18 protein-coding genes are annotated in these 23,861 nt (G+C 69.2%); 13 read left to right on the forward strand and 5 right to left on the reverse strand.

The features are described from left to right. Positions 1-435 precede the first annotated feature (435 nt). From EKE94_RS08100 to ureG, 6 genes are all read left to right on the forward strand, one after another. Complete coding sequence (locus EKE94_RS08100) at positions 436-4,095, forward strand: vitamin B12-dependent ribonucleotide reductase (protein WP_127906078.1); 3,660 nt, start codon at positions 436-438, stop codon at positions 4,093-4,095. Between the two features lie 520 nt (positions 4,096-4,615). Continuing rightward, positions 4,616-6,325, forward strand: coding sequence for an urease subunit alpha (gene ureC, locus EKE94_RS08105; RefSeq protein WP_127906079.1), 1,710 nt, complete (start codon positions 4,616-4,618; stop codon positions 6,323-6,325). Positions 6,326-6,571: 246 nt separating this feature from the next. Next, a complete protein-coding gene (locus EKE94_RS08110) occupies positions 6,572-7,231 on the forward strand; it encodes an urease accessory protein UreE (protein ID WP_127906080.1) in 660 nt (219 codons plus the stop codon). Further along, positions 7,228-7,509, forward strand: coding sequence for a YrhK family protein (locus EKE94_RS08115; RefSeq protein WP_127906081.1), 282 nt, complete (start codon positions 7,228-7,230; stop codon positions 7,507-7,509). Before EKE94_RS08110 ends, EKE94_RS08115 begins: the two co-directional genes overlap by 4 nt. Continuing rightward, positions 7,502-8,233, forward strand: a complete 732-nt coding sequence (locus EKE94_RS08120) for an urease accessory protein UreF (protein ID WP_127906082.1) — start codon at positions 7,502-7,504, stop codon at positions 8,231-8,233. Before EKE94_RS08115 ends, EKE94_RS08120 begins: the two co-directional genes overlap by 8 nt. A gap of 25 nt (positions 8,234-8,258) precedes the next feature. After that, entirely contained in the window at positions 8,259-8,879 is a 621-nt protein-coding gene (gene ureG, locus EKE94_RS08125; RefSeq protein WP_127906083.1) for an urease accessory protein UreG, read from the forward strand. Between the two features lie 310 nt (positions 8,880-9,189). On the opposite strand, the gene EKE94_RS08130 is transcribed toward ureG, so the two are convergent. Continuing rightward, on the reverse strand, positions 9,190-9,897 hold the full coding sequence (locus tag EKE94_RS08130) for a pyridoxamine 5'-phosphate oxidase family protein (RefSeq protein ID WP_127906084.1): 708 nt from the start codon (positions 9,895-9,897) through the stop codon (positions 9,190-9,192). Between the two features lie 64 nt (positions 9,898-9,961). On the opposite strand from EKE94_RS08130, the gene pdxR reads away from it, so the two are divergent. Next, entirely contained in the window at positions 9,962-11,482 is a 1,521-nt protein-coding gene (gene pdxR / locus EKE94_RS08135; RefSeq protein ID WP_127906085.1) for a MocR-like pyridoxine biosynthesis transcription factor PdxR, read from the forward strand. A 218-nt stretch (positions 11,483-11,700) separates the two neighbouring features. Here the strand turns inward: pdxR and EKE94_RS08140 are convergent, their stop codons facing one another. The 4 genes from EKE94_RS08140 to EKE94_RS08155 form a co-directional block, all read right to left on the reverse strand. Next, on the reverse strand, positions 11,701-12,663 hold the full coding sequence (locus tag EKE94_RS08140; RefSeq protein ID WP_127906086.1) for a phosphoadenosine phosphosulfate reductase: 963 nt from the start codon (positions 12,661-12,663) through the stop codon (positions 11,701-11,703). 131 nt (positions 12,664-12,794) lie between these two features. Beyond that, positions 12,795-13,490 carry an FkbM family methyltransferase gene (locus EKE94_RS08145; RefSeq protein WP_127906087.1) on the reverse strand — a complete coding sequence of 232 codons (696 nt, stop codon included), beginning with the start codon at positions 13,488-13,490 and terminating at the stop codon, positions 12,795-12,797. A gap of 75 nt (positions 13,491-13,565) precedes the next feature. Further along, positions 13,566-14,492 carry a hypothetical protein gene (locus EKE94_RS08150; RefSeq protein ID WP_235855936.1) on the reverse strand — a complete coding sequence of 309 codons (927 nt, stop codon included), beginning with the start codon at positions 14,490-14,492 and terminating at the stop codon, positions 13,566-13,568. 4 nt (positions 14,493-14,496) lie between these two features. Then, the gene (locus EKE94_RS08155; RefSeq protein ID WP_127906088.1) at positions 14,497-15,318 is read right to left on the reverse strand and encodes a hypothetical protein; all 822 of its coding nucleotides are present in this window, start codon (positions 15,316-15,318) and stop codon (positions 14,497-14,499) included. Between the two features lie 203 nt (positions 15,319-15,521). On the opposite strand from EKE94_RS08155, the gene EKE94_RS08160 reads away from it, so the two are divergent. The 6 genes from EKE94_RS08160 to EKE94_RS08185 all read left to right on the forward strand — a co-directional run bounded on the left by EKE94_RS08160 (position 15,522) and on the right by EKE94_RS08185 (position 23,753). Beyond that, on the forward strand, positions 15,522-17,402 hold the full coding sequence (locus tag EKE94_RS08160; RefSeq protein ID WP_235855937.1) for a glycosyltransferase family 2 protein: 1,881 nt from the start codon (positions 15,522-15,524) through the stop codon (positions 17,400-17,402). Next, positions 17,399-18,358, forward strand: coding sequence for a hypothetical protein (locus EKE94_RS08165; protein WP_127906089.1), 960 nt, complete (start codon positions 17,399-17,401; stop codon positions 18,356-18,358). The genes EKE94_RS08160 and EKE94_RS08165 overlap by 4 nt, the downstream gene beginning before the upstream one ends. After that, positions 18,355-19,401, forward strand: a complete 1,047-nt coding sequence (locus tag EKE94_RS08170; protein ID WP_127906090.1) for a glycosyltransferase family 2 protein — start codon at positions 18,355-18,357, stop codon at positions 19,399-19,401. Before EKE94_RS08165 ends, EKE94_RS08170 begins: the two co-directional genes overlap by 4 nt. Before the next feature lie 124 nt (positions 19,402-19,525). Continuing rightward, positions 19,526-21,559: an OmpA family protein gene (locus EKE94_RS08175; RefSeq protein ID WP_127906091.1), complete on the forward strand. Its 2,034-nt coding sequence runs from the start codon at positions 19,526-19,528 to the stop codon at positions 21,557-21,559. Positions 21,560-21,765: 206 nt separating this feature from the next. Continuing rightward, the gene (locus EKE94_RS08180) at positions 21,766-22,737 is read left to right on the forward strand and encodes an XdhC family protein (protein ID WP_127906092.1); all 972 of its coding nucleotides are present in this window, start codon (positions 21,766-21,768) and stop codon (positions 22,735-22,737) included. After that, on the forward strand, positions 22,734-23,753 hold the full coding sequence (locus tag EKE94_RS08185; protein ID WP_127906093.1) for a molybdopterin-binding protein: 1,020 nt from the start codon (positions 22,734-22,736) through the stop codon (positions 23,751-23,753). Before EKE94_RS08180 ends, EKE94_RS08185 begins: the two co-directional genes overlap by 4 nt. The last annotated feature ends 108 nt before the right edge of the window (positions 23,754-23,861 follow it).

Here is a 23,861-nt window from a genome sequence, read left to right on the forward strand (position 1 = left end):
TGCCCTGTGGATGAATCGGGGGGCAACCTTGAGCAACTTTTCAATATCGCGCCCAAGCCGTTTGCCGGAAGGGGGTTTTTCCGATCCCGGGTTTCCCCGGTTTTGTCCGCAGGTGTGAGTAATTTCCGTCAAGGTGAAAGCCGCGGGGTGGCCCGTAAAAATTCCGTTGACCACGGCGCAAGAACGGCTGCACATTGTGGGCGCCGATTGGGGTGACACTAGATGTGGTGATCTTGGACCGGCTTAACGCGAGGAACGATTCGATGCGGCCTGGCAGGCCGCCGGGTGCGGGTACCTGCGCCCGGCACGCCGGTTGGCGTTTCGCATCCGGCGTGCGCCCCTTGCCCGATGCGGACCGCATCTCGGCACCACGGGACACCGGGCACGGCGGAACACGACGACCGCACGAGCGACAGACGAGAGGTCAGGGACAAGATGAAGATCGACCGTACATTCACGACCCCCGATGGCGGCGCCTACGGCACGCTCGACTTCACCACGACCTCTTCGGAGATCCGCAATCCCGACGGCACCACGGTGTTCCGTCTGGACGACTGCGAGGTGCCCGCAGGCTGGAGCCAGGTCGCCTCGGACATCATCGCGCAAAAGTATTTCCGCAAGGCCGGCGTGCCCGCGCGGCTCAGGAAGGTGCGCGAGGCGGGCGTGCCCGAGTTCCTCTGGCGGTCTGTCGCGGACGAGGCCGCGCTGGCCGACCTGCCGCAGGACGCGCGCTACGGCGGCGAGCAGAGCGCCAAGCAGGTCTTTGACCGGCTGGCGGGCGCCTGGGCCTACTGGGGCTGGAAGGGCGGCTATTTCTCGTCCGAGGCCGATGCCGAGTCCTACTACGACGAGATGCGGTTCATGCTGGCCACCCAGCAGGCCGCGCCGAACAGCCCGCAGTGGTTCAACACCGGCCTGCACTGGGCCTACGGCATCGATGGCCCGGGGCAGGGGCACTACTACGTCGATCACAAGACGCAGAAGCTCACCCGGTCGAAATCGGCCTACGAGCATCCGCAGCCGCATGCCTGTTTCATCCAGTCGGTGGCCGACGACCTTGTGTCGGACGGCGGCATCATGGACCTGTGGGTGCGCGAGGCGCGGCTGTTCAAGTACGGCTCGGGCACCGGCACCAACTTCTCCAGCCTGCGCGCCGAGGGCGAGCGGCTGTCGGGCGGCGGCAAGTCGTCGGGCCTGATGGGGTTCCTCAAGATCGGCGACCGCGCGGCTGGCGCGATCAAGTCGGGCGGCACCACGCGGCGCGCCGCCAAGATGGTGATCGTCGATGCCGACCACCCCGATATCGAGGATTTCATCAACTGGAAGGTCACCGAAGAGCAGAAGGTCGCCAGCCTCGTCGCCGGGTCGAAGATGCACGAGCAGAAGCTCAACGCCATCTTCTCCGCGATCCGCGCCTTCGACGGCGCCGTCGATCATGCCTATGATCCCAAGGCCAACGCCGGCCTGAAAGCCGCCGTGAAGGACGCCAAGCGCGTCGCGATCCCCGAAACCTATATCAAGCGCGTGCTGGATTACGCGCGGCAGGGCTATGGCTCGATCGAGTTTCCGACTTACGACACCGACTGGGACAGCGAAGCCTATGCCAGCGTCTCGGGCCAGAACTCGAACAACTCGATCCGCATCACCGATGCCTTCCTCAAGGCGGTGAAGGAGGACGGCGACTGGGAGCTGATCCGCCGCACCGACGGCACGGTCGCCAAGACGATCAAGGCCCGCGACCTGTGGGAGCAGGTGGGCCACGCCGCCTGGGCCTGTGCCGACCCGGGCATCCAGTTCCACGACACCGTCAACGCCTGGCACACCTGCCCCGAGGACGGGCCGATCCGCGGGTCGAACCCGTGCTCGGAATACATGTTCCTCGACGACACGGCCTGCAACCTTGCCTCGATGAACCTGCTGACCTTCTGGAAGGACGGCGCGTTCCAGGCCGGGGACTACATGCATGCCACGCGCCTGTGGACCCTGACGCTGGAGATCAGCGTGACCATGGCGCAGTTCCCCAGCAAGGAGATCGCGCAGCGATCCTACGACTTCCGCACGCTGGGCCTGGGCTATGCCAATATCGGCGGCCTGCTCATGAACATGGGGCTGGGCTACGACAGCGCCGAGGGTCGCGCGATGTGCGGGGCGCTGACCGCGCTGATGACCGGCGTCAGCTACGCCACCTCGGCTGAGATCGCGGGCGAGCTTGGTCCCTTCCCGGGCTATGCCAAGAATGCCGACCACATGCTGCGGGTCATCCGCAACCACCGCACCGCCGCGCAGGGCAAGTCCGGGGGCTATGACGCCCTCGCGGTCCCGCCGGTTCCGCTGGACCACGGCAACTGCCCCGATGCGCGGCTGGTCGACCTTGCGCAGGCGGCCTGGGACGAGGCGCTGAGCCTTGGCGAAACCCACGGCTACCGCAACGCGCAGGTCAGCGTGATCGCCCCCACCGGCACCATCGGCCTGGTGATGGACTGCGACACCACCGGGATCGAGCCCGACTTCGCGCTGGTGAAGTTCAAGAAGCTCGCGGGCGGCGGCTATTTCAAGATCATCAACCGCTCGGTCCCGTCGGCGCTTGAAACGCTGGGCTACGGACCCGCGCAGATCGAAGAGATCGTGAGCTATGCCGTGGGCCACGGCACCATCGGCAACGCGCCGGTGATCAACCACACCTCGCTGATCGGGCACGGCTTCGGCGCGGCCGAGCTGGAAAAGATCGAGGCCGCGCTGCCGCAGGCCTTCGACATCCGCTTCGTCTTCAACCAGTGGACGCTGGGGGCCGAGTTCTGCACCAAGACGCTGGGCATCCCCGAAGCCAGGCTGAACGACCCCACCTTCGACCTGCTGCGCCACCTGGGCTTCACCCGCAAGGATATCGAAGGCGCCAACGACCACGTCTGCGGAACCATGACGCTGGAAGGCGCGCCGCATCTCGATCCTGCGCATTACCACGTCTTCGACTGCGCCAATGCCTGCGGCCGCAAGGGCACGCGGTACCTGAGCGTCGAAAGCCACATCCGCATGATGGCGGCGGCGCAAAGCTTCATCTCGGGCGCGATCAGCAAGACGATCAACATGCCCAACAATGCCACGATCGAGGACTGCCAGAACGCCTACGAACTGTCCTGGAGCCTCGGCACCAAGGCCAACGCGCTCTACCGCGACGGCTCGAAGCTGAGCCAGCCGCTGGCCGCCGCGCTCGTCGAGGATGACGACGAGGCCGAGGAGACGCTCGCCACCGGATCGCAGCAGGAAAAGGCCGCGGTGCTGGCCGAGAAGATCGTCGAGAAGATCATCGTCAAGGAGGTCGCCAAGGGCCGCGAGAAGATGCCCGAACGGCGCCGCGGCTATACCCAGAAGGCCATCGTCGGCGGGCACAAGGTCTACCTGCGCACCGGCGAATACGGCGACGGCAAGCTGGGCGAGATCTTCATCGACATGCACAAGGAAGGCGCGGGCTTCCGCGCGATGATGAACAACTTCGCCATCGCGGTGTCGGTGGGCCTTCAATACGGCGTGCCGCTCGAGGAATTCGTCGACGCCTTCACCTTCACCAAGTTCGAACCCGCGGGCATGGTGCAGGGCAACGAGACGATCAAGAACGCGACCTCGATCCTCGACTACATCTTCCGCGAACTGGCGGTGTCGTATCTCGACCGCACCGACCTGGCGCATGTAAAGCCCGACGGGACGTCCTTCGACGATCTCGGCCGGGGCGAGGAAGAGGGCAAGCGCAACTTCTCCGAGGTGCCCGACAGCCGCGGCTCGTCGCCGCTGGAGGTGCTGAAGCAGGTCGCCTCGACCGGGTACCTGCGCAACCGACTGCCGCAGGAGCTGGTGCTGCTGCAGGGCGGCATGTCGGGCGCGCAGCTGCGCGAGACCGGCGCCGTCGCCACGATCGAGCCTGGGCAGGGCGAGGCTCAGGCCGCAGGGTCCGCGGCGCCGCTGTCGATGGACGCCCGCGCCAAGGCCCGGATGCAGGGCTACGAGGGCGAGGCCTGCGGCGAATGCGGCAACTACACGCTGGTGCGCAACGGCACCTGCATGAAGTGCAATACCTGCGGCAGCACGAGCGGGTGCAGCTGAGCGGGCGCGACGCACCAGTCACGGGGCCCGGGCGTTCGCGCCCGCGCGCCCCGGATGCCGGTCAGGGCGCAGGCAGAACACAGCGACGGGCAGCAACGAGTGATCCTGACAAGCAAAACTGGGGGCCTTAGGCCCCCTTTTTCTTGGCCGGGCATCGCCCCCGTGCCGCGCCGGTCGTACAGGGAGTGGCGCAAAGGCGGGGCGACGCGGCCCATCCCGCGGGAGCGGGGAAGGACGTGATCCCCGGCCCAGTCGGGCGGCGCGAAACGGGGGCGCCGTGGCCGGGCATAGTCGGCGCGCTCGGACACGGCCCGCGGACGGCGCCGATGGACGGGCCTCACGGACGGGGCCACAGGCGGGAGGCCCGAATGGGGTCTGCCTGCGCGGGGTGCACAAAGTCTCGGCACTTCGCCGGCTGGGCAGGGGAAACCGCCACCGATCCCGGGGCTTTGCATTGCCCCTGCCGGGCGGCGCGGCCATGCTGCGCGCGACCAGTCTGGAACCTCACGAAGGGACGACGATGCCCGCCACCATCTCCCGCGCCACCTATGCCGACATGTACGGCCCCACCACCGGCGACCGCGTCCGGCTGGCGGATACCGAGCTTTTCATCGAGGTCGAGCGTGACCTGACCACCTACGGCGAAGAGGTGAAGTTCGGCGGTGGTAAGGTGATCCGCGACGGCATGGGGCAATCCCAGGCGACGCGGGCCGAGGGCGCGGTCGACACCGTGATCACCAACGCGCTGATCCTCGACCACTCGGGCATCTACAAGGCGGATATCGGCCTGCGCGACGGGCGCATCGCCGCCATCGGCAAGGCCGGCAACCCCGATACCCAGCCCGGCGTCGACATCATCGTGGGTCCGGGGACCGAGGCCATCGCCGCCGAGGGGCGCATCGTCACCGCCGGCGGCTTCGACAGCCACATCCACTTCATCTGCCCCCAGCAGATCGAGGATGCGCTGCATTCGGGCGTCACCACCATGCTGGGCGGCGGTACGGGGCCGGCGCACGGGACGCTCGCCACCACCTGCACGCCGGGGCCCTGGCACATCGGGCGGATGCTGCAGGCCGTCGACGCTGTGCCCGTCAACATCGGGCTGTCGGGCAAGGGCAATGCCTCTCGCCCCGCCGCGCTGGTCGAGATGGTCGAGGCCGGGGCCTGCGCGCTGAAACTGCACGAGGATTGGGGCACCACCCCCGCGGCCATCGACTGCTGCCTGAGCGTGGCCGACGACATGGACGTGCAGGTGATGATCCACACCGACACGTTGAACGAAAGCGGCTTCGTCGAAAACACCATCGCCGCGATGAAGGGCCGCACGATCCACGCCTTCCACACCGAAGGCGCGGGCGGCGGCCACGCCCCCGACATCATCAAGGTCTGCGGGCTGGACCACGTGCTGCCCTCGTCGACGAACCCGACGCGGCCCTACACGGTCAACACGCTGGAAGAGCATCTGGATATGCTCATGGTCTGCCACCACCTCGACCAGTCGATCCCCGAAGACGTGGCTTTCGCCGAAAGCCGCATCCGCAAGGAGACCATCGCGGCCGAGGATATCCTGCACGACATGGGCGCGTTCTCGATCATCGCCAGCGACAGCCAGGCGATGGGCCGGGTGGGCGAGGTGCTGATCCGCACCTGGCAGACCGCCGACAAGATGAAACGCCAACGCGGGCGGCTGCCCGAAGAGCAGGGCGACAACGACAACCTGCGCGCCCGCCGCTACATCGCGAAATACACCATCAACCCGGCGATCGCCCACGGCATGAGCCACGAGATCGGCAGCATCGCGGTGGGCAAGCGCGCCGACCTTGCGATCTGGTCGCCCGCCTTCTTCGGGGTGAAGCCCGAGATGGTGCTGGTCGGCGGCACCATCGCCTGCGCGCAGATGGGCGACCCCAACGCCTCGATCCCGACGCCGCAGCCGGTCTATTCGCGGCCCATGTGGGGCACGATGGGTCGGTCGGTCGAACGCGGCGCGGTGACCTTCGTGTCCGCGGCCGCCGCCGCCGGATCGCTGCGCGCCGACCTCGGGCTGGCCAAGGACATGGTCGCCGTGCGCGGCACCCGCGATATCGGCAAGCGCGACATGGTGTTGAACGACGCCACGCCCGAGATCGAGGTGAACCCCGAAACCTACGAGGTGCGCGCCAACGGAGAACTGCTGACCTGTCCGCCCGCCGACGTGCTGCCGATGGCGCAGCGGTACTTCCTGTTTTGAGGCGGGCCCGACGCTTCCGGCCCGTCGCCCCCGGCCCGCCCCTCCTGGCCCGAAGCGCCCCGTCCGGACCCTGGCCCGCGGCAGCCATGCGAGGTGCCGGCTGTCGCGGCGGCGGCCTTGCATCCGGCGCCTTGGGGGAATTTCATGTGACCGGGTCCGCAGGCGATCGCGGGCGGCAGGCAAGGGGAGGCGGGCGATGACCCCATCCGATACGACACCCCGTATCTCGGGCGCGACGGTGCGGCGATGACCGATCTGCCCCGCGCCCACGTCGTATTGCGCCGCGACGGGCTCCCCGCCTCGCCCGGGCAGGCGGGCCCGCAGGGTGGCCGGCAAACGACCCCGCATGCCGCCCCAACGGACCATATCGAGATGGACTACGAGGCCCGTTTCCTGCGGCGACGGCGGGTGACCACCGCGGCGGGCGAGGACGTGCTGGTCGACCTGCCCGAGACGACCGACCTGCGCGACGGCGACGCACTGGTGCTGGACGACGGGCGGCACATCGCCGTCGTTGCCGCGTGCGAACCGCTGCTCGAGGTGCGCGGCCCGTCGCTGGCCCGCCTCGCCTGGCATATCGGCAACCGCCACACCCCCTGCGAGGTGCGCGCGGACTGCCTGCGCCTTCAGGCCGACCACGTTCTGGCGCAGATGCTGTCGGGGCTGGGCGCCGACCTGCGCGAGGTTTCGGCTCCCTTCACGCCCGAGGGCGGCGCCTATGGCACCGGCCGCACGCTGCCGCACAGCCACGGCCCCGGAGAGGCGGCCGAGCACCACCGCCATAGCCACGGCGCAAGCGGGGCCGCCGAACATCATCACACCCACAGCCATGCCGCGGGCGGCGACACGCAGGTCGCGCCGACCTCTCCCCGCCGGCCGGGCGCACCGATCAAGGAGGATCCGTGAAGCTATTCCACCCGCAGAACCGCCATGTCAGCGACCGCCACGCCAAGCTCTGGGCGCATACCGAAATCGCCTACACCATCGTCGATTTCGGCGCGGCGCTCTGTTTCGTCGTGGGCTCGGTCATGTTCTTCTTCGAGACGTGGCAGACGCCGGGCACGTGGCTGTTCCTGATCGGCTCGATCCTCTTCGCGGCCAAGCCCACGATCCGGCTCTGGCGCGAAAGCAGGCTGCTTGCGCTGGGCGATCCGCAGGACGTGGCGAAGAAACAGCGTGGCTGACACCGATCACCTGACGCTGGCGCAATGGGTGTCGCCGGCCTTCCCGATTTCCTCCTACGCCTATTCGCACGGGCTGGAGCAGGCCATCGCCACGGGCGACGTGACCGGGCCCGACGCCCTGCGCGCCTGGATCGCCGCGGTGGTGCAGGACGGATCGGGGCTGGCCGACGCGGTGCTGGTGCACGCCACCTTGCGCGGCGAGGACGTGGCCGACTGGGCCGCGGCCCTCGCCACCTCGCGCGAGCGGTGGGAGGAGACGCGCGACCAGGGCCGGGCCTTCGCACGGATGGTGGATGATCTCGACAGGCTGGAGGGTGCCCGGGAAGACAGCTGGGACCGGCGCCGCGAGGGTGCGCTAAACGGGGGGCAAGACGGTGAGCCGGGTGGACGCCGGGATCGCGGGGCCGCCGGCGTGCCCACCGATGGCGTGGCCTACCCCGTGGCCTTTGGCCGGGCGGCGCGGCGGCTGGATCTGCCGGCCGACGTGATCGTCGCGCGCTATCTTCAGGCCTTTGCGGCCAACCTCGTCTCGGCGGCGGTGCGGCTGATGCCCCTGGGGCAGAGCGCGGGGCAGGGCGTGCTGGCGGCGCTGGCCCCGGTGATCGCCGCCACCGCGACGCGGGCGCGCGGGCTGGGCTGTGACGACATCGTGCTGGCGACGCCGGCGGCGGATCTTGCGGCGATGTGTCACGAAACGATGGCAGTGCGGCATTTCAGGACATGAGACGGACAGTCACGAGGGATCGGGGATGAACGCAACACGGACCAACGGCCCCTTGCGGGTGGGCATCGGCGGCCCGGTGGGCGCCGGCAAGACCACGCTGACGGCCGAGCTCTGCCGCGCGATGGCGGGGCGCTATTCGATGGCGGTCGTCACCAACGACATCTACACCCGCGAGGATGCCGAGTTCCTGATCCGCGCCCAGGTCTTGCCCTCGGACCGCATCCGCGGGATCGAAACCGGGGGCTGCCCGCATACCGCGATCCGCGAGGACGCCTCGATCAACCTCGCCGCGGTCGCGGACCTGCGCGGGGCCTTCCCCGATCTCGACCTCGTGCTGATCGAATCCGGGGGCGACAACCTTGCCGCCACCTTCAGCCCCGAGCTGGCCGACCTGACGCTTTATGTCATCGATACGGCCGCCGGGCAGGACATCCCGCGCAAGAAGGGGCTGGGGATCACCCGGTCGGACCTTCTGATCGTCAACAAGACCGACCTTGCCCCGCATGTGGGCATCGACCCCGTCCTGTATCGGCAGGATACCGAGAGCGCGCGCGCCGGGCGGCCCTTCGTGATGGCCAGCCTGCGCGACGGCCGGGGCATGGACGAGATCGTCGCCTTCCTCGAACACGCGGGTGGACTGGGATAGCACCCTCGCACCCCGGGCGGCCGACCGACGCGGCTGCCCGCAGGGCGGAGCGCCGCGGGATGCAGCGCCGCTTGACATGGCGGGGGCGCAGCCCGTCCGCCCCCGCGGTCGCGGCAAGAGAGGGGCGCGGCGCGGTCGAACCGCAGCGGGCCACGACCGTCGCCTGCGCAGGAAGGCCGGGACGGTGAGGCAAGGTCGGGCCGGCCTCGGCGCGTCTGTAACGGACAGGCCCCGAAGGCGGGGGACACTGGGCGGGGTGGGCGCTGCGTCGGGCGCCCGACGCAGCGCCCGCTTGCGTGATAAGGCGCTCTCAGCCGACGGGGCGGAAGTGGCGCAGGTGGTCGGGCGGGGTCAGGCCGGGCGCGTTGCGGGGGTCGGGGGTCAGTCCGGTGGCGCGGGTCTGGACCTCGATCACGCCGGCCCAGAGGGGCAGGGCGTAATCCTCGGGCTCGTCCACCGGCGGGCCCGAGCGGACTTTGGCGCTGCCCTCGGCAATGGGCATCGACAGAAGCGTCGTCGCCTTGCGCTCGGTTTCGGTGTTGGGGCGCAGCATCGCCGCGCGGCCCGGCCAGAGCCTGTCGACGAAGGCGCAGAGCCGCGGCTCCTTTTCCGCGTCGGGCACCAGCTGGGCCCGGCCGAACAGCATCACCGACCGCGAGTTGACCGAGTGGTGGAAGCCCGAGCGCGCCATGACGTAGCCATCGAGGATCGCCACCGTCAGGCAGACCTCGGCTTCGCGCGAGGCGCGCAGCGCCCGCGACGCCGAAGAGCCGTGCCAGTAGACGCGATCGCCCTCGCGCCATTGCAGCGTCGGCGTGACGTAGGGCCGTCCGTCGATCACGTAACCCACCGAACACATCGGCTGCGCATCCAGGATCGCGTTCACGACATCGCGGTCGAAACTGCCGCGGGCATGCGACCTGCGCAGGCGGCTGCGGTCGGTGCGCGACAGCTGGGCGCCCCGGGGGACATCCTGTGGCGCATCCTCGGGGGCGTCGGTTTCCGGGCGGTCTGGCATCGGGGGCTCCATGGGCAGAAATGTCTTGCATGGGCCGGTTTGCCGGTAAATTGGTCATTGAGAAATGACCAGTTCAGATAAATCAGACAGGGCCAATTTCGAGGCCGCGCTGTTGGCGCTCGGGCTCGACCGGGCGGGGGCCGTGGGGTTGCAGGCACAGCTGGGCGCCGCCCTGCGCGGGATGATCCTGTCGGGCGCGGCCCGCCCCGGGCAGCGGCTGCCGGCCAGCCGGACCCTTGCCCGCGATCTGGGCCTGTCGCGGGCCACGACACTGGGCGTCTACGACCAGCTTCTGGCCGAAGGCTATGTCGAGACGCGGCAGGGCGCGGGCACCTTCGTCGCCGCCGACCTGCCGCCACGCCCGGCCCTTGCCACGGACGCGCCGCCGGCCGCCCGCGTATCGCGCGGGGCGGACGCCGGCAGAGCTTCCGGCGGGACCGCGGGATCGGCGCCGGCCATCACCGACGTCCGCCCCGCAGAGCCCATGCCCGCCGATGGGCGGCCGCGCCCCTTCGACCCGGGTCTGCCGGACATGGCCCGCTTCCCCCATCGCCACTGGGCGCGGCAGCTTGAGCATGCATGGCGCGACCCCGAACCCGCCCTGCTGGGCCGGGCCGATCCCCTTGGCTGGCTCGCGCTGCGCGCCGCGATCGCCGCGCATCTGGGCGCGTGGCGCGGGATGCACTGCCGCGCGGCGCAGGTGTTCGTCACCAGCGGCTCGGGCGAGGCCTTCGATCTGCTGGCGCGCCTGCTGCCGCCCGCCGCGCGCGTCCATGTCGAGGCGCCGTGCTACGGTCCGATGCGCGACACGCTCGAGGCGGCGGGACATCTCTGTGCGCCGCTCGCCGTGGATGACGAGGGGCTCGATCCCGCCGGGCTGTCGTCGCGGGCGGCAGCAGTCGTGGTCACACCGTCACGGCAGTATCCGCTGGGCATGACGATGCCGCTGGGCCGGCGTCTGGCCCTGCTGGACTGGGCCGCAGAGGGCGACCGGCTGGTGATCGAGGACGACTACGACAGCGAATTCCGCTTTGCCGGGGCGCCGCTGCCGGCGATGGCCAGCCTTGAGCCGGGGCGGGTGGTCTACGTCGGCAGCTTTTCAAAGCTGCTGTCGCCCACCCTGCGGCTGGGCTACGTGGTGCTGCCCGCCGCACTGGTCGACCACGCCGCAAAGATCCGTGCGCAGCATCCGGGGTCGGCGTCGCTGGTCGCCCAGCCCGCGCTGGCGCGGTTCATGGAGACGGGCGATTTCGCGATCCACCTTCGGCGGATGCGGCGGCTTTACGGGCAGCGGCAACGCCACCTTCTGCAGCTGTTGCGCAGCCGTCTGGACGGTTGGCTGGTGCCGCAGGACGCGGGCTCGGGCATGCATCTCGTCTGCCGGCCCGGGGAAAGGCTGGACGGCCGCAGCGACCGCGACATCGCCGCGGCGGCGCAGGAGGCCGGTATCGACTGCCGGGCGCTGTCCTCCTATCCGCTGGCGCCTGAGGGCCTGAACGGCCTGGTATTGGGCTTTTCCGCCTTCGACGAGGCGCAGCTGACACGCGGAGTGGAGATCCTGACCCAAGTCCTCACCGAAGGCTGAGGCGCATCTGCCGAAGCCTGCCGTCGCAGGCCTTTGCCTGTCGCAGGCTCTGGCCCCGGCGCGGGGCTGACCGCCGCGCCCGCAGCGCCCGACGGCCCGGGCGGCGTTGTCGTCGACTGCGCGGTCCGGTCGCTGAACGCCGCGACCTCGCCCCGTGGGGGCGCGCGGTGGGCTCAGGAGCGCGGGTCCAGAAGCGCCCGACCTTCGGCAGGCGGGGCTCAGTCCCCGGGCTCATCCGCGCGGCTGGGGGGGACGGGCATGCCCATGTCCTCAAGCTCGGCGGCGAGGCGTTCGAAGCGGCGCAGGTATCGCGTCCGCCCGGTGCGCTGCGCGATGTTGCGCACGACCAGCGCCTCGAGCCAGGGGCGGTCGTCCTCGATCAGGCGGGCGACGATGCGGCGCAAGTAGGCGGAATCGTCGCGCCGCGTCCGCAGCGCGGTATAGAAGCCGGGACCATCCAGATCACCCGTCATCGCCGCCGCGACGATATCGTCAAGCTTGCCCATCTCGGTCAGCCGATCCTCCAGCCGCGGTCCCATCCGGCGGCAGCGCAGCTCCAGCGTCGTGGGGCCGGAGAGAAGCGCGGCGTGGCGCGCGTCCTCTTCCTGCAGCGGATCGAAGGCCACATAGACCTGTTCGGACGCGGCAAGATTGCCGGGCGAAGGCAGGTAGCGGGACGCGAAATCGATATCCTCGGCCGAGCGGAACCGCGTGTCCCAGGACGCCATGCGGGGGTCGAGCGTGGCCTGGGGCGCCAGCGCCAGCACCCGGCTCATCGGCGCGGTCAGGGCGTAGGACAGCGCGGCGTGCCCGCCCGACCCCGCGCCGTAGAACAGCACGTCGTCGAACTGGTCCAGCAGCGTGCCGTCCACCAAGGCGTCGAAGAAGGTCACGATCTCGGGCGCGCGAAACCAGGTGTTGCCCTGGCTGGTCAGCGACAGCACCGACCAGTCGTGGTCGTGGGCAAGTGGGTCGAGCCGGGCGCGCCGGTCCTTCAGCGGGGCGTCGCGGTCGTAGACCACGTCGAACGACACCAGAAGCTGCGGCCCGCGCCGCTCGAACCGGACGAAATGCGCGGGATTGAGGCCGTAGGCAAAGTCGTGCAGATCCGCGGCGTCGACTTCGTCATCGTCGTCCTCATCGTCGAACTCGTCATCAAAGGAGTTGTCGAGAATCGTCATCTGCCGAAATCGCCCCGGATCAACCTTGTATTCGTGACTGAATAGTTGCCGAACCGGTCGGCGGTATGCCTAGAATAGGCCATTTTTGGACATTCTCCAAAGCGCGGGACGCAAACGGGGCGGATGCGCGCCTAGATCCAGTCAAGATTGACCCGGGGCGGGGGGTACTTTTCGCCAAGTGCCGCGCGCAGGGCGCGAAACCGCGGGCGCAGGGCCTTGAACTTGTTCTCGTGGGTTTCGGCGACAAGGCAATCGACATGGTCGAAGAGGTCACGGTCGTCCATGGTTTCCAGGATCTCCAGCTCGGCGCCCTCGATATCCATCTTGACGAAGCGAACGCGGCCGTAGCGGGCGCAGGCATCTGCCAGGATCTGCGTGAAATCCAGCAGCGGCACGTCGATGCCGCCGTCGTCATCCATCGACCGCCCCCCCTGCAGGATCGTGGACTTGACCGATGCGCCCTCGGGGTTGGCGTCGAAATTATCCGCGCGCTTGAGACTGACGCTGCCCGCACGCGCGCCCACCGCGGCGTTGAAAAGCGTCACGTTGGCCCGGTCGCCGAAGCGGTCGCTCAGGCGCGCAAAACTCCACGGATCGGGCTCGAAAGCCCAGACATCGGCACCGGTATCGGCCAGGACATGGGTGATTTCGCCCATGTTCGCGCCCAGGTCCAGCGCGAGGTCGCCGGGACGCAGCATCGCCAAGATCCCGTCGAGGAACCCCTCGGCGCGGGCCTTGCGCAGGTTGCGTTCGTGCCGCTTGATCAGCTTTTGCGCCTGGGCTTCGGTTTGGGCGCTTGCCGGGGCGGTATCGTCCGTGTCGGGCATGTCGGGGCCTTAATGTTGGACGTGAAGCCATCCGGACCCGCGGCCGGGACGGCATGAAGGACCCGGGCCGCCGGCCTAGGAGGCGGCGGTGCCCGCGGTCTCGGTTGTGTTCTCGGCGGTGTCTTCGGCGGCATCCTCGGTCAGGCGCCGGACGTAGCTGACGCCGGTATGGGTTTTCAGGTAGGTCTTGGCGGGCTTGTGCAGCCCGGTTTCACGCAGGATGCCGCGGCTGCGGTAGTGCACGGTGTAGATTTCGCGATCCTCGGGCAGCGGTTCGCCGCGCAGGCGGCCGCCGAGGATATAGTGCTGCTCTTCCGGCAGTTCGTTCCAGGCAAGCCCGGCGCGGCGGATGGCGGCGGGCAGGGTCATCTGGTCCAGATAGGGGCGGCGGTTCTCCAGCGTCTCGATCCGGTCGACGATCCGTGCGGTGTCGTACCAGACGTCGGGGAACCGCGACGTCCCGTCCTGCCGCGATCCGGTCTCGGGAAACACCACCAGGCCGGATGAGAAATAGGGCACGACGGGGTCTGCCGAGCGGCGCATCAGGTGGATGCGCTCTTCCGGTACGGGCATGTCGAGCGCGCCGTAGATCTCGTCCCAGATCTCCTGCCCGGCCCAGACCATCGAGGCCGCCACCGAGCACGAGACATGGCCGTCGCGGCAGAGCGCCGCGGTCGAGTTCGGCCGCAGGAACAGCACGTCGCTGTCCACGAAGGCCGAGAATTCGCTGTCGCGCGGCTGCAGTGCGGCAATGATCTTGTTGCCGTGGGGGTAGGGGCTGTCCCACATCCCCTCGGTCCGCATCGGGCGCAGCTCGCCCCCCATCATCTCGTGCGCCTTGAAGACCGCCGGGTGCAGGTCGTCCCAGCGGTGCTCGGGGCAATAGCCCACGGCGCCCACCTCTGGCCCGAACTGTTCGCGGATCGAGGCCAGCAGCGTGCAGGCCATGATCTGATAATCCTCGGGCTCGGCGATGTAGAAAAACGTCAGACGGGGGGCCATGCGCCTACTCCAGCGCCTGCGCCGGATCGATCCCCACCTGCCGGCACATCCGCCAGGCGTAGGAGTTCTCCAGCGGCGGGTTCTTGCGCCACCACGGTTTCGTGCCGTTGGTATAGAGGTGGACTGACAGCGTCTTGTCGGTGAACCAGCCCTCGACCCGGCCATGCGGATCGTAGAAGATGTCGTTCAGCTGGAACGGCACGGGGTAAAGCACCTCGGGCGCCATCGCGCGGTCGTAGTCGCCCGTCTGCTGGGTGAAGTAGGTGAAGGCCTGCGGGCCGAAGGACGTCCTCTCGGCCTTGTAGATCTTCACCGGGTGCGGCAGGTCGGGCTCTTTCTTGTGTAGCCTGTCCATCTTCTTGCGCTGGTTCTTGTTCCACCAGGCCGGGTAGTCGGGCAGGTTGTCGTAGTAGTCCAGCAGCCGGTCCATCAGCTCGCCCTTCTGGGGGATCTTCACGACACCGCAGTTCAGCGCGCCGCGAAATCCGTGGCCGGCATAGATATGATCGCCCTCGTCGGGGAAGGGGCGGTGACAGAAGGCATCGCAGTCGATCCAGATCGCGTCGGTCTTCTGGATCATCTTGTAGCGGAAGACGTTCGACAGGAAGCTGGCCGAGGTCTCTTCGACGATGTCGAGCGGGATCTCCATGATCTCGGACGCGGGACGGACGGTCACGCCCTCGGGCACGTTCGATACCTCGTGGGTGCAGTAAAGCGTCGTGGGGTGCCCTTGCTGCACGTGGCTGACCAGACAGATCTGGTTGAGGTATTGTAGTCTGTCGCCGATCCACAGGGATGCGACCGGGCGCCGTTCCGGGGGTGTCATGCTGTGCCTCATGTCTCGTCGCGGGCCCGGGGATCGGACGGCCGCGCGTTTGGTGCCACTATGTCCCGAATGCCCCCGTCGCGTCCAGTTTCGCGAGGGGGCGGGCGGGACAGTTGTCTGTCCGCATGGGCTGCGGTTATGGTTGCCGAAAATGGAAAAACCACGGCGGCCCGCCGATATTTCGCGGGCAGCGAGGGCCTGATTTGGACAGCAGCACGACGACATCCCCCGAAGCCCAGGACGGACAGGACGGGCAGGCGGCCCGGGAACCGCGGCTTCCCAGGCGGCATGTCAGCCCGCATGGCAAGGTCACCGCCGTGTCGATGATGAAGGACGAAGGCCCCTACGTCCTGGAATGGGTGGCCCATCACATGGCGGTGGGGTTCACCGACCTCGTGGTCTTCACCAACGACTGTACCGACGGCACCGACCTGATGCTGATGCGGCTGGAGGAACTCGGGCTTGCCCGGCACCGCGTCAACACCATCCCCGACGGGATCAAGCCGCAGCCCTCGGCGCTGAAACACGCGCAGGTCGACCCCGAGGTCGGGGACAGCGACTGGCTTCTGGTCTTCGACGCCGACGAGTTTCTCTGCATCCGCCACGGCGACGGCACGCTCGACGACCTGATCGGCGCGATCGAGGCCGAGGGCGGCAACGGCATGGTCATCACCTGGCGGATCTTCGGGTCGGGCGGGGTGCGCGACTGGTCGCGGGACTTCGTGACCGAGCAGTACCTGATGGCCGCGCCGCCGATGTGGAACAAGGGCTGGGGCGTCAAGACGCTGTTCCGCTTCGATCCAGAGGTCTGGAAACTTGGGATCCACCGTCCCAGCATGAAGAACAAGGTGCTCGACACCGATTTCCCGCACGGGGTCAAATGGCTGAATGGGTCTGGCCGGCCGATGGAGGACTATTTCAAGTTCCGCGGCTGGCGGTCGATCGTGCGGACCGTGGGCTATGACTGGGCGCAGATGAACCATTACGCGGTCAAGTCCGCCGACGCCTACGCGATGCGCAAGTTCCGCGGCAACGTGAACAACAAGAAGGACAAGTACAACGCCGACTACTGGGCGCTGCAGGACCGCAACGAGGTGCGCGACGACACGATGCTGCGCTATTCCGCCCGCAGGCGGGAGATTTTCGAGGGGCTTCTGACCGACCCCGAGCTGAACCGCCTGCACCACGCGGCGCTGGCCCGGGCCGAGGCGCGTCTGGCCGAGGTCAAGGCAACGCCCGACTATGCCGCCTTTCTCGCAGGGCTCGAAGAGGCCAGCGCGGTGCCGATCACCCAGGTCTCGGCCAAGCCGCCCAAGGAACGCGACCCCGAGAAGATCGCCGCCAAGATGTCGGATGTCGAGAAACGGGTCGAGACGAAGCGCGCCGAGGAAAAGCGCAAGCCGCCCGAGGCGCGCGAGGTGCAGCCCCTCGACAGCTACGTGCAGGGCCCCGTCGACATGTCGGCCGAGCCGCCGATGGAATGGGCGCAGAACCATACCGTGCGGCTGCCCGCCGATCCGCGCGTCTTCACGCCGCCCGCGCTGTTGTCGATCATCGAGGGCAAGTTCGAGCGCAACCTTGCCCGCAACCTGCCCAAGCTGATCACCGAGTTCGGCACCTATGTCGAGCTTGGCGCGGGCTCGGGCTTTCTGGCCGCGCACCTGGCGCAGGACCGGCCCGACCTGCGCATCCACGTGCAGCAGTCCGATCCGGGCGGACGGCTCTTCATCGACCGGCTCTTCGCCGCCAACGGGCTGGAGCAGGGCGAACGGCTGGTGCTGTCGGATGCTCCCGCCGCCGAGGATCCGCAGGCGCTGGGCGCCTTGCTCGCCACCGCCGCACCGGCCTGCCTGGTACTGGGCGACGATGCCCTGTCGCCTGATACGCTGGCGCAGGCGCTCAAGACCTCGGGCCGCGACGCGCCGCCGCTTCTGGCGCTGACGGGGCGGCTCTGGGCCGCGCGGGCAGCGCAGCTTCCCGCCTTCGAACGGGTGTTGAAGGCCGCGGGCTATGTCGCCCGGCTGCCGCTCGATCCGCTCGTGGTCGCGGCCTATCGCACCGCCGCCGCGGACATGCCCGAATGACCTCCGCTCCCGTGTCCGGTGAGGGCAGCGCGGGCGGCGCGGATGCGGGCGATCCCGGCGGCGCCAGTCTCGCCGCGATCTTCGTGGTCGAGGGCGACAAGCTCGCCGCGCAATCGATGCTGTTCGTCAGCGCCTTTCGCCGCCATGCCGGGGCGGAGATCCGGCTGATCGCCTACCTGCCCCGCGCGGCGGGGGCGCCGCCGCCCGAGCTGCCTGACGACCTGCTTGGTCTTTACGCCGACCTGGGCGTCGAGACGCGCGAGCTTCCCCAGCCCGACGGGTTCTGGGACAAGCCCTATCCGCACGGCAACAAGATCTTCGCCGCCGCCGCCCCGCGCGAGGTCGAGGCGACGTTCTTTTTCGACACCGACACGATTCTCTGTCGCGATCCCGGCCTGCCGGGGCTGATGAAACCCGGCAAGATCAGCGCGGTGCCCGAGGGCGTGCCAAGCTGGGGCCATGACAGCGACCGCTGGCCGCGCGCCTACGACCATTTCGGCCTGCCGGTGCCCGACACGCGGGTGACGCTGACACGCGGCAGGCGTATCGACTACGTGCCCTATTTCAACGCGGGGTTCCTGGGCTTCTGGGACGGGGCCGTGGCGGGCCCCCGGCTGGCCGACATCTGGCGCGACACCGCGCAGGAGATCGACCGCAACCTGCGGATCGGGCAGAAGCGTCCGTGGCTCGACCAGATCGCGCTTCCCATTGCCTGCGAACGCGCGGGCATCGGCTATAACGTGCTGCGGCAGAACTACAATTACTCGGTCTCGGACAGGCCGGTGAAGGACCGTGGCGACCGCACCATCGTGATGCATTACCACGAGTTGAAGCACGGCGCGCCTTGGCCCGAGTTCCGGCAGGCGCAGCGGCATCTGGACGCGCAGCTCCCTCCCTCGGCCCGGACGCGGCTGGCGCAGAGGTTCGGTGAATACTGGTGCGGCACGCCGGCATGACGGCGCCGCGCATCCTTGTGATCTCGGCGATGCGGGACGAGGGGCCGCACCTGCTGGAATGGATCGCCCATCACCGCGCATTGGGCGTGAGCGATTTCCTGATCTTTTCCAACGGGTGCGACGACGGCACCGATGTCCTTCTCGATCACCTGCACGCGGCGGGGATCGTCACCCATGTCCGCAACGAGGTTGCGCCCGGCAAGACGCCCCAGTGGAGCGCGCTGAAGACCGCCGCCCGCCATCCCCTGACACAGGCAGCGGACTGGATCGCGGTGCTGGATTGCGACGAGTTCGTGCACCTGAAGCCCCCGCTGTCGGGGCTGCCGGACCTGATCGCAGCGGTCGGCGAGGCGGACGCGATCGCCCTGCGCTGGCGGCTCTTCGGGCATGACGGACATGCCCGCCGCCCGCAGGCCCCGACGCTTCGGGCCTATACGCGGGCGATCGTGCCGGACGCGCTCTATCCCGCGCTTTCGGGGTTCTTCAAGACGCTCTACCGCGTCGCGGGGCCGTTCCAGAAGCCCGGCGTCCACCGTCCCCGGCAAAAGCCGCAGGCCCGGCCGCGCTTTGTCGACGGCAGCGGGCGGGCGCTGCCCGACGACTTTGTCGCCGACCCGGGGCGCATCCTTCTGTGGGACGAAGGGCAGGGCGCGGATCTGGCGGCGCTCAACCATTACTCGGTCCGCTCGGCCGAGGATTTCCTGATCAAGGCGCGGCGCGGCCTGCCCAACCGTACGGCCAAGCCGATCGACCTGACCTACTGGGTCGAGCGCAATTTCAACATGGTCGAGGAAACCGGCATCCAGCGCCACTGGCCCGCGACCGGGGCCGAACTTGCGCGCCTGCGCGCGCTGCCGGGGGTCGCCGTGGCCGAGACGTCTTCGCGCGCGTGGCAGGCGGCGTGCTTCGACGATCTGCTGCGCGATCCGGCGATGGCCAAGCTTTACGGGCGGCTGCTTCTGGCCGCCGGCAGCACCGCCCCGGGGGCGGAGGCCGCGCGCGCGCTGGTCGCGCTCTACCGCCGCGCCGCGGGGACGGGCTAGGCGGGGACGGGGCCAGCGGCACGGGTCGGCCAAGCCCCGCCACTCTTGCGGAGCCGTGGGGAACCGGCTGCGCCCGACCGTCGTTCTTTCTGCCAACCACCCGTATGATGCGAGGCATATCGAGATGACGAGTTTCCGCACCACCACCGCGCTGCTGGCCAGTCTGGCGCTTGCGCTGCCGACCACCGCGCCGCTGAGCGCACAGGAAGCAGGCGACGAGGATCCGCGCTGCGAAACGCTGCGCGCGCAGGCCGCGAACGGCGAAGCAGGCGCGGCGCTCGAGCAGGCCATCGCGGATATTTGCGGTGACACCGAGGGTGAAGCCGCCGCGGAGGGCGAAGCCGCCCCGGCCACCACCACCGAGGATGCCGACGTGTCGGAAACCGAGGCTGGCGCAGCTGGCGGAGCCGACGCAGACACCCAGCAGGCCTCGCCCGCCGAAGAGGCGATCGCCGAGGACGCCGCCCCCGCAGAGGGCGCCGAGCCCGCACCGTCGGTCGAGCCCGCCGACCCCGCGGCGACGGACACCGGGTCGCAGACGGAAACTGAGGCTGACCCCGACGGCAAGCCAGGCACAACCTCGGGCGTGGCCGAGGATCAGGACGGCGCCGATATGTCCGAGGACATGCCCGGCGAGGCCGTTGAACCGATTACCGGCGATGACGCGGATAACGAGGTCGAGGCGACAACGACGGCTGACGTGGACGCCTCCACCGACGCGAGCGATGCCGAGGTCGACGCCACCACGGAGACCGGGATCGATACCCCGGCGCCCGAAGAGCAGGTGGAGGATCCGGCGGATCCCGCCACGCCGAACGCGACTGACCCGGCGACCGACACAACCATGACCGACACCGAAGCCTCGGGCGATACCGAGGTCGACACCGAAGTCGAGACGACCTCGGAACAGCCCGAGGCGACCGATCAGGTGCAGGAGCTTGAGCGTGCGCTGGGCGAGGCGGCTGACGATGCCGGAACCGCGGCCGAATCCGCTGCGGGCGCCGCTGCCGGCGCGATCCTCGGCACCGAGGATGGCGACGACACGGACGGGACTGAGCAAGCCACCGAAGACCAGCCCGCGGCCCCCGCCGCTGCGGCCGCCGATGATGCCGAGGCGACCGAGGTCGAAACCGAGGTCGTGACCGAAGAGAACTCGCGGTCGAGCGACGAGGACTTCGACACCGAATTCTCGTCCGAGGAAAGCCCCGAGGCCACTGCCGAGGCCGAGGCGCGCGCCGAGAATGACGACGACGACGAAGGCGGGCTTTCGACGCTTGAAAAGGCGCTGATCGCCGGCGCTGGCGTGGTCGCCGTTGGGTCGCTTCTGCGCGGCAACCGCGAAGTCGTGACGAAATCGGACGACCGTGTGGTCGTGCAGCGTCAGGACGGTACCTACGAGGTCATCAAGGACGACAACGCGCTGCTTCGTCAGCCCGGGAACGAGGTGCAGACCGAAACCTTCGACGACGGCTCGACCCGCACCACGGTCCTGCGTCCCGACGGCTCGCGCATCGTCACCATCCGCGACGCCGAGCTTCGCGTCGTCCGCCGTGTCCGCGTGACCCCCGAGGGCGAGCAATACACGCTGATCGACGATACCGAGACCTTCGAACCGGTCGACGTGTCCACGCTGCAGCCCGCCCAGCAGCAGGCGACGACGCTCAACACCCAGGATGCGACCGAGGAATCGCTGCGTCAGGCGCTGCAGGGGCAGGCGGACTACGGCCGCAGCTTCTCGCTCAGCCAGGTGCGCAACATCTCCGAGGTGCGGTCGCTGGTCCCGGCCATCGATCTCAACAACATCACGTTCGAAACCGGCTCGGCCGCGATTCAGCCCGACCAAGCACGTGACCTGACGCAGCTTGGCCGCACCCTGACCGACCTGATCGACGAGAACCCCAGCGAGGTGTTCCTGATCGAAGGCCATACCGATGCCGTGGGGGGCGCAAGCTACAACCTTGCCCTGTCCGACCGGCGTGCGGAATCGGTGGCGCTGGCGCTCAGCGAATATTTCGACGTGCCGACCGAGAACCTCGTCGTGCAGGGCTATGGCGAGCAGTATCTGAAGGTGCAGACCGAAGCTGCCGAGCGGGAGAACCGCCGCGCCACGGTGCGCCGGATCACGCCGCTGCTGCGGACCGCCGCCTCGCAGAACTGATCTGTCCGGCTCCGGGCCCGCGAAGGCCCGTAGAGTCCGATGATGCAGACCGCGAAACGCCCCGCCCTGACGGCGGGGCGTTTCCATGTGGGGCCGGGACGACGGGTGGCTCGCATCGGGCTATGGACAGCCCGCGCCGCCTGCCGCAGCATTCGTGCCCGAAGCTCCCGATGCGCCCGAAAAGCCCGATGGAAGGAAGGCCGAGAATGACTGCCGCACATGACGCCATCCCCGAAACCGCGCGCGACTGGCATGCCGCCGGGCAGGGCGCGGCGCTCGCGACCGTGGTCGAAACCTGGGGCTCGGCGCCGCGCCCGGTGGGCAGCCAACTTGCCATTTCCGGCGAGGGTGAGATCGCGGGATCGGTTTCGGGCGGCTGTGTCGAAGGCGCGGTGGTGGTCGAGGCGCTTGAGGCGATCGCCGACGGTGCGCCGCGACTGCTCGACTTCGGCGTCTCGGACGACGAGGCCTTTGCCGTGGGCCTTGCCTGCGGCGGGCGCATTAGGGTCCTGGTCGAACCCGTGGGTGCCGCGCTGTCGCCCGACGTGCTGGAGCGCATCGTCGCGGCGCGGGCCGCGCGGCAGCCGCTGGCCTATGTCGTCGATACCGACAGCTTTGCCCGCCGCACAGAGGTGCCCGCCGTCTTTCCCGACAGGTTCCGCATGGATCGTTCGGGGTTCGAGGAGGATGGCCGCACCTTCGTCGCCATCCACAACCCGCCGCTGCGGCTGGCGGTGGTGGGCGCCGTACATATCGCGCAGGCGCTGCTTCCGATGGCCGAGCTTGCGGGCTACGACGTCACGCTGATCGACCCGCGCGGCGCCTTTGCGTCGGAAAGCCGCTTTCCCGGCCGGGCCGTGCTGGACGACTGGCCGGACGAGGCTTTGGCCGCTCACGGGCTGGACGCGCGCACCGCCGTCGTGACGCTGACCCACGATCCCAAGCTTGACGATCCCGCGATCATGGCCGCGCTGAGGTCCGAGGTCTTCTACCTCGGTTGTCTCGGGTCCACGCGGACCCATGCCAAGCGCGTCGCGCGGCTGGAGGAGGCAGGCTTCCCGGCCGAGCGCATCGCGCGCATCCACGCGCCGGTGGGGCTGGATATCGGCGCGCGGTCCCCGGCCGAAATCGCGGTGTCGATCATGGCCGAACTGACCCAGCGGCTACGCCGGGGATGAGGTTCGGACCGTTCCCGCTGGAGGACGCGCCCGGCGCGATCCTCGCCCATTCGCAGGCCGTTCCAGGCGGCCGGCTGCGCAAGGGCCGTGTGCTGGACCGCGACGATATCGCGGCGCTGCGGGCTGCGGGCCTCGCGCAGGTCATCGCCGCAAGGCTGGACCCCGGCGAGGTGGGCGAGGACGCCGCTGCCGCCCGGCTGGCCGCCGCGCTGGTCCCAGATCCCGCCACCGCTGGCCTGCGCGTGACCGACGCCACGACGGGGCGCGTGAACCTCTACGCCACGGGTCCGGGTGTCCTGCGGCTGGACGCAGGGGCGGTCAACGCGCTGAATCGCATCGATCCCATGCTGACCGTGGCGACGCTGCCGCCCTTTGCCCGGGTCGCCGCCGGCACCATGGTCGCGACGATCAAGGTGATCTCTTACGGCGTGGATGGGGACGCACTGCAGCGGGCCGAGGCGGCGGGTCAGGGAGCGGGCCAAGGAGTGGGCCAGGGGGCGATGGCCATCGCGCCGGTACGCCTGCGCAGCGCGGGGCTGATCCTGACCGAGATGCCGGGGCAGGGTCCGTCGCCGCAGAAGGGCGAGACGGCGATCGCGCTGCGGCTGGACGCCCTGGGAATGGAGCTGACCGAAACCCGGGTGGTGGCGCATGACGCGGAGGCGATCCGTCAGGCCCTGCGGGATCTGCCGGGCGAGCTGGTGCTGATCCTGACCGCCTCGGCCACGTCGGACGTGCATGACGTGGCGCCCGCCGCGGTGGTGGGCGCGGGCGGGCGGCTGACACGCTACGGCATGCCGGTCGATCCCGGCAACCTGTTGTTTCTGGCCGAGCTGGACGACCGTCCGGTCATCGGTCTGCCGGGCTGTGCGCGCTCGCCCGCGCTGAACGGCGCGGACTGGGTGCTTGAGCGCATCGCCTGTGGCATCCCGGTCGACGACGACGCCATCGCCGCGATGGGCGTGGGCGGCCTGCTGAAGGAAAGCCCCGCCCGCCCGCACCCCCGAGAGGGCTAGAGCGCGCGGTCGGAGATTGTCCTCGGGCCGACGCAAGCTCGCACTTATGCGCCGGACGGTCGTGTGGCACGTCGCCGAGCGGATGCTTCGACCGAGGTGCGGCGCACC

This window comes from Mesobaculum littorinae (genome assembly GCF_004011175.1).
GTDB lineage: Bacteria > Pseudomonadota > Alphaproteobacteria > Rhodobacterales > Rhodobacteraceae > Tranquillimonas > Tranquillimonas littorinae.

Excerpts from the sequence above, each read along its gene's own strand:
- EKE94_RS08100 (WP_127906078.1), top strand. The coding sequence starts at position 436 with ATGAAGATCGACCGTACATTCACGACCCCCGATGGCGGCGCCTACGGC.
- ureC (WP_127906079.1), top strand. The coding sequence starts at position 4,616 with ATGCCCGCCACCATCTCCCGCGCCACCTATGCCGACATGTACGGCCCC.
- EKE94_RS08110 (WP_127906080.1), top strand. The coding sequence starts at position 6,572 with ATGACCGATCTGCCCCGCGCCCACGTCGTATTGCGCCGCGACGGGCTC.
- ureG (WP_127906083.1), top strand. The coding sequence starts at position 8,259 with ATGAACGCAACACGGACCAACGGCCCCTTGCGGGTGGGCATCGGCGGC.
- EKE94_RS08130 (WP_127906084.1), bottom strand. The coding sequence starts at position 9,897 with ATGCCAGACCGCCCGGAAACCGACGCCCCCGAGGATGCGCCACAGGAT.
- pdxR (WP_127906085.1), top strand. The coding sequence starts at position 9,962 with ATGACCAGTTCAGATAAATCAGACAGGGCCAATTTCGAGGCCGCGCTG.
- EKE94_RS08140 (WP_127906086.1), bottom strand. The coding sequence starts at position 12,663 with ATGACGATTCTCGACAACTCCTTTGATGACGAGTTCGACGATGAGGAC.
- EKE94_RS08145 (WP_127906087.1), bottom strand. The coding sequence starts at position 13,490 with ATGCCCGACACGGACGATACCGCCCCGGCAAGCGCCCAAACCGAAGCC.
- EKE94_RS08150 (WP_235855936.1), bottom strand. The coding sequence starts at position 14,492 with ATGGCCCCCCGTCTGACGTTTTTCTACATCGCCGAGCCCGAGGATTAT.
- EKE94_RS08155 (WP_127906088.1), bottom strand. The coding sequence starts at position 15,318 with ATGACACCCCCGGAACGGCGCCCGGTCGCATCCCTGTGGATCGGCGAC.
- EKE94_RS08165 (WP_127906089.1), top strand. The coding sequence starts at position 17,399 with ATGACCTCCGCTCCCGTGTCCGGTGAGGGCAGCGCGGGCGGCGCGGAT.
- EKE94_RS08170 (WP_127906090.1), top strand. The coding sequence starts at position 18,355 with ATGACGGCGCCGCGCATCCTTGTGATCTCGGCGATGCGGGACGAGGGG.
- EKE94_RS08175 (WP_127906091.1), top strand. The coding sequence starts at position 19,526 with ATGACGAGTTTCCGCACCACCACCGCGCTGCTGGCCAGTCTGGCGCTT.
- EKE94_RS08180 (WP_127906092.1), top strand. The coding sequence starts at position 21,766 with ATGACTGCCGCACATGACGCCATCCCCGAAACCGCGCGCGACTGGCAT.
- EKE94_RS08185 (WP_127906093.1), top strand. The coding sequence starts at position 22,734 with ATGAGGTTCGGACCGTTCCCGCTGGAGGACGCGCCCGGCGCGATCCTC.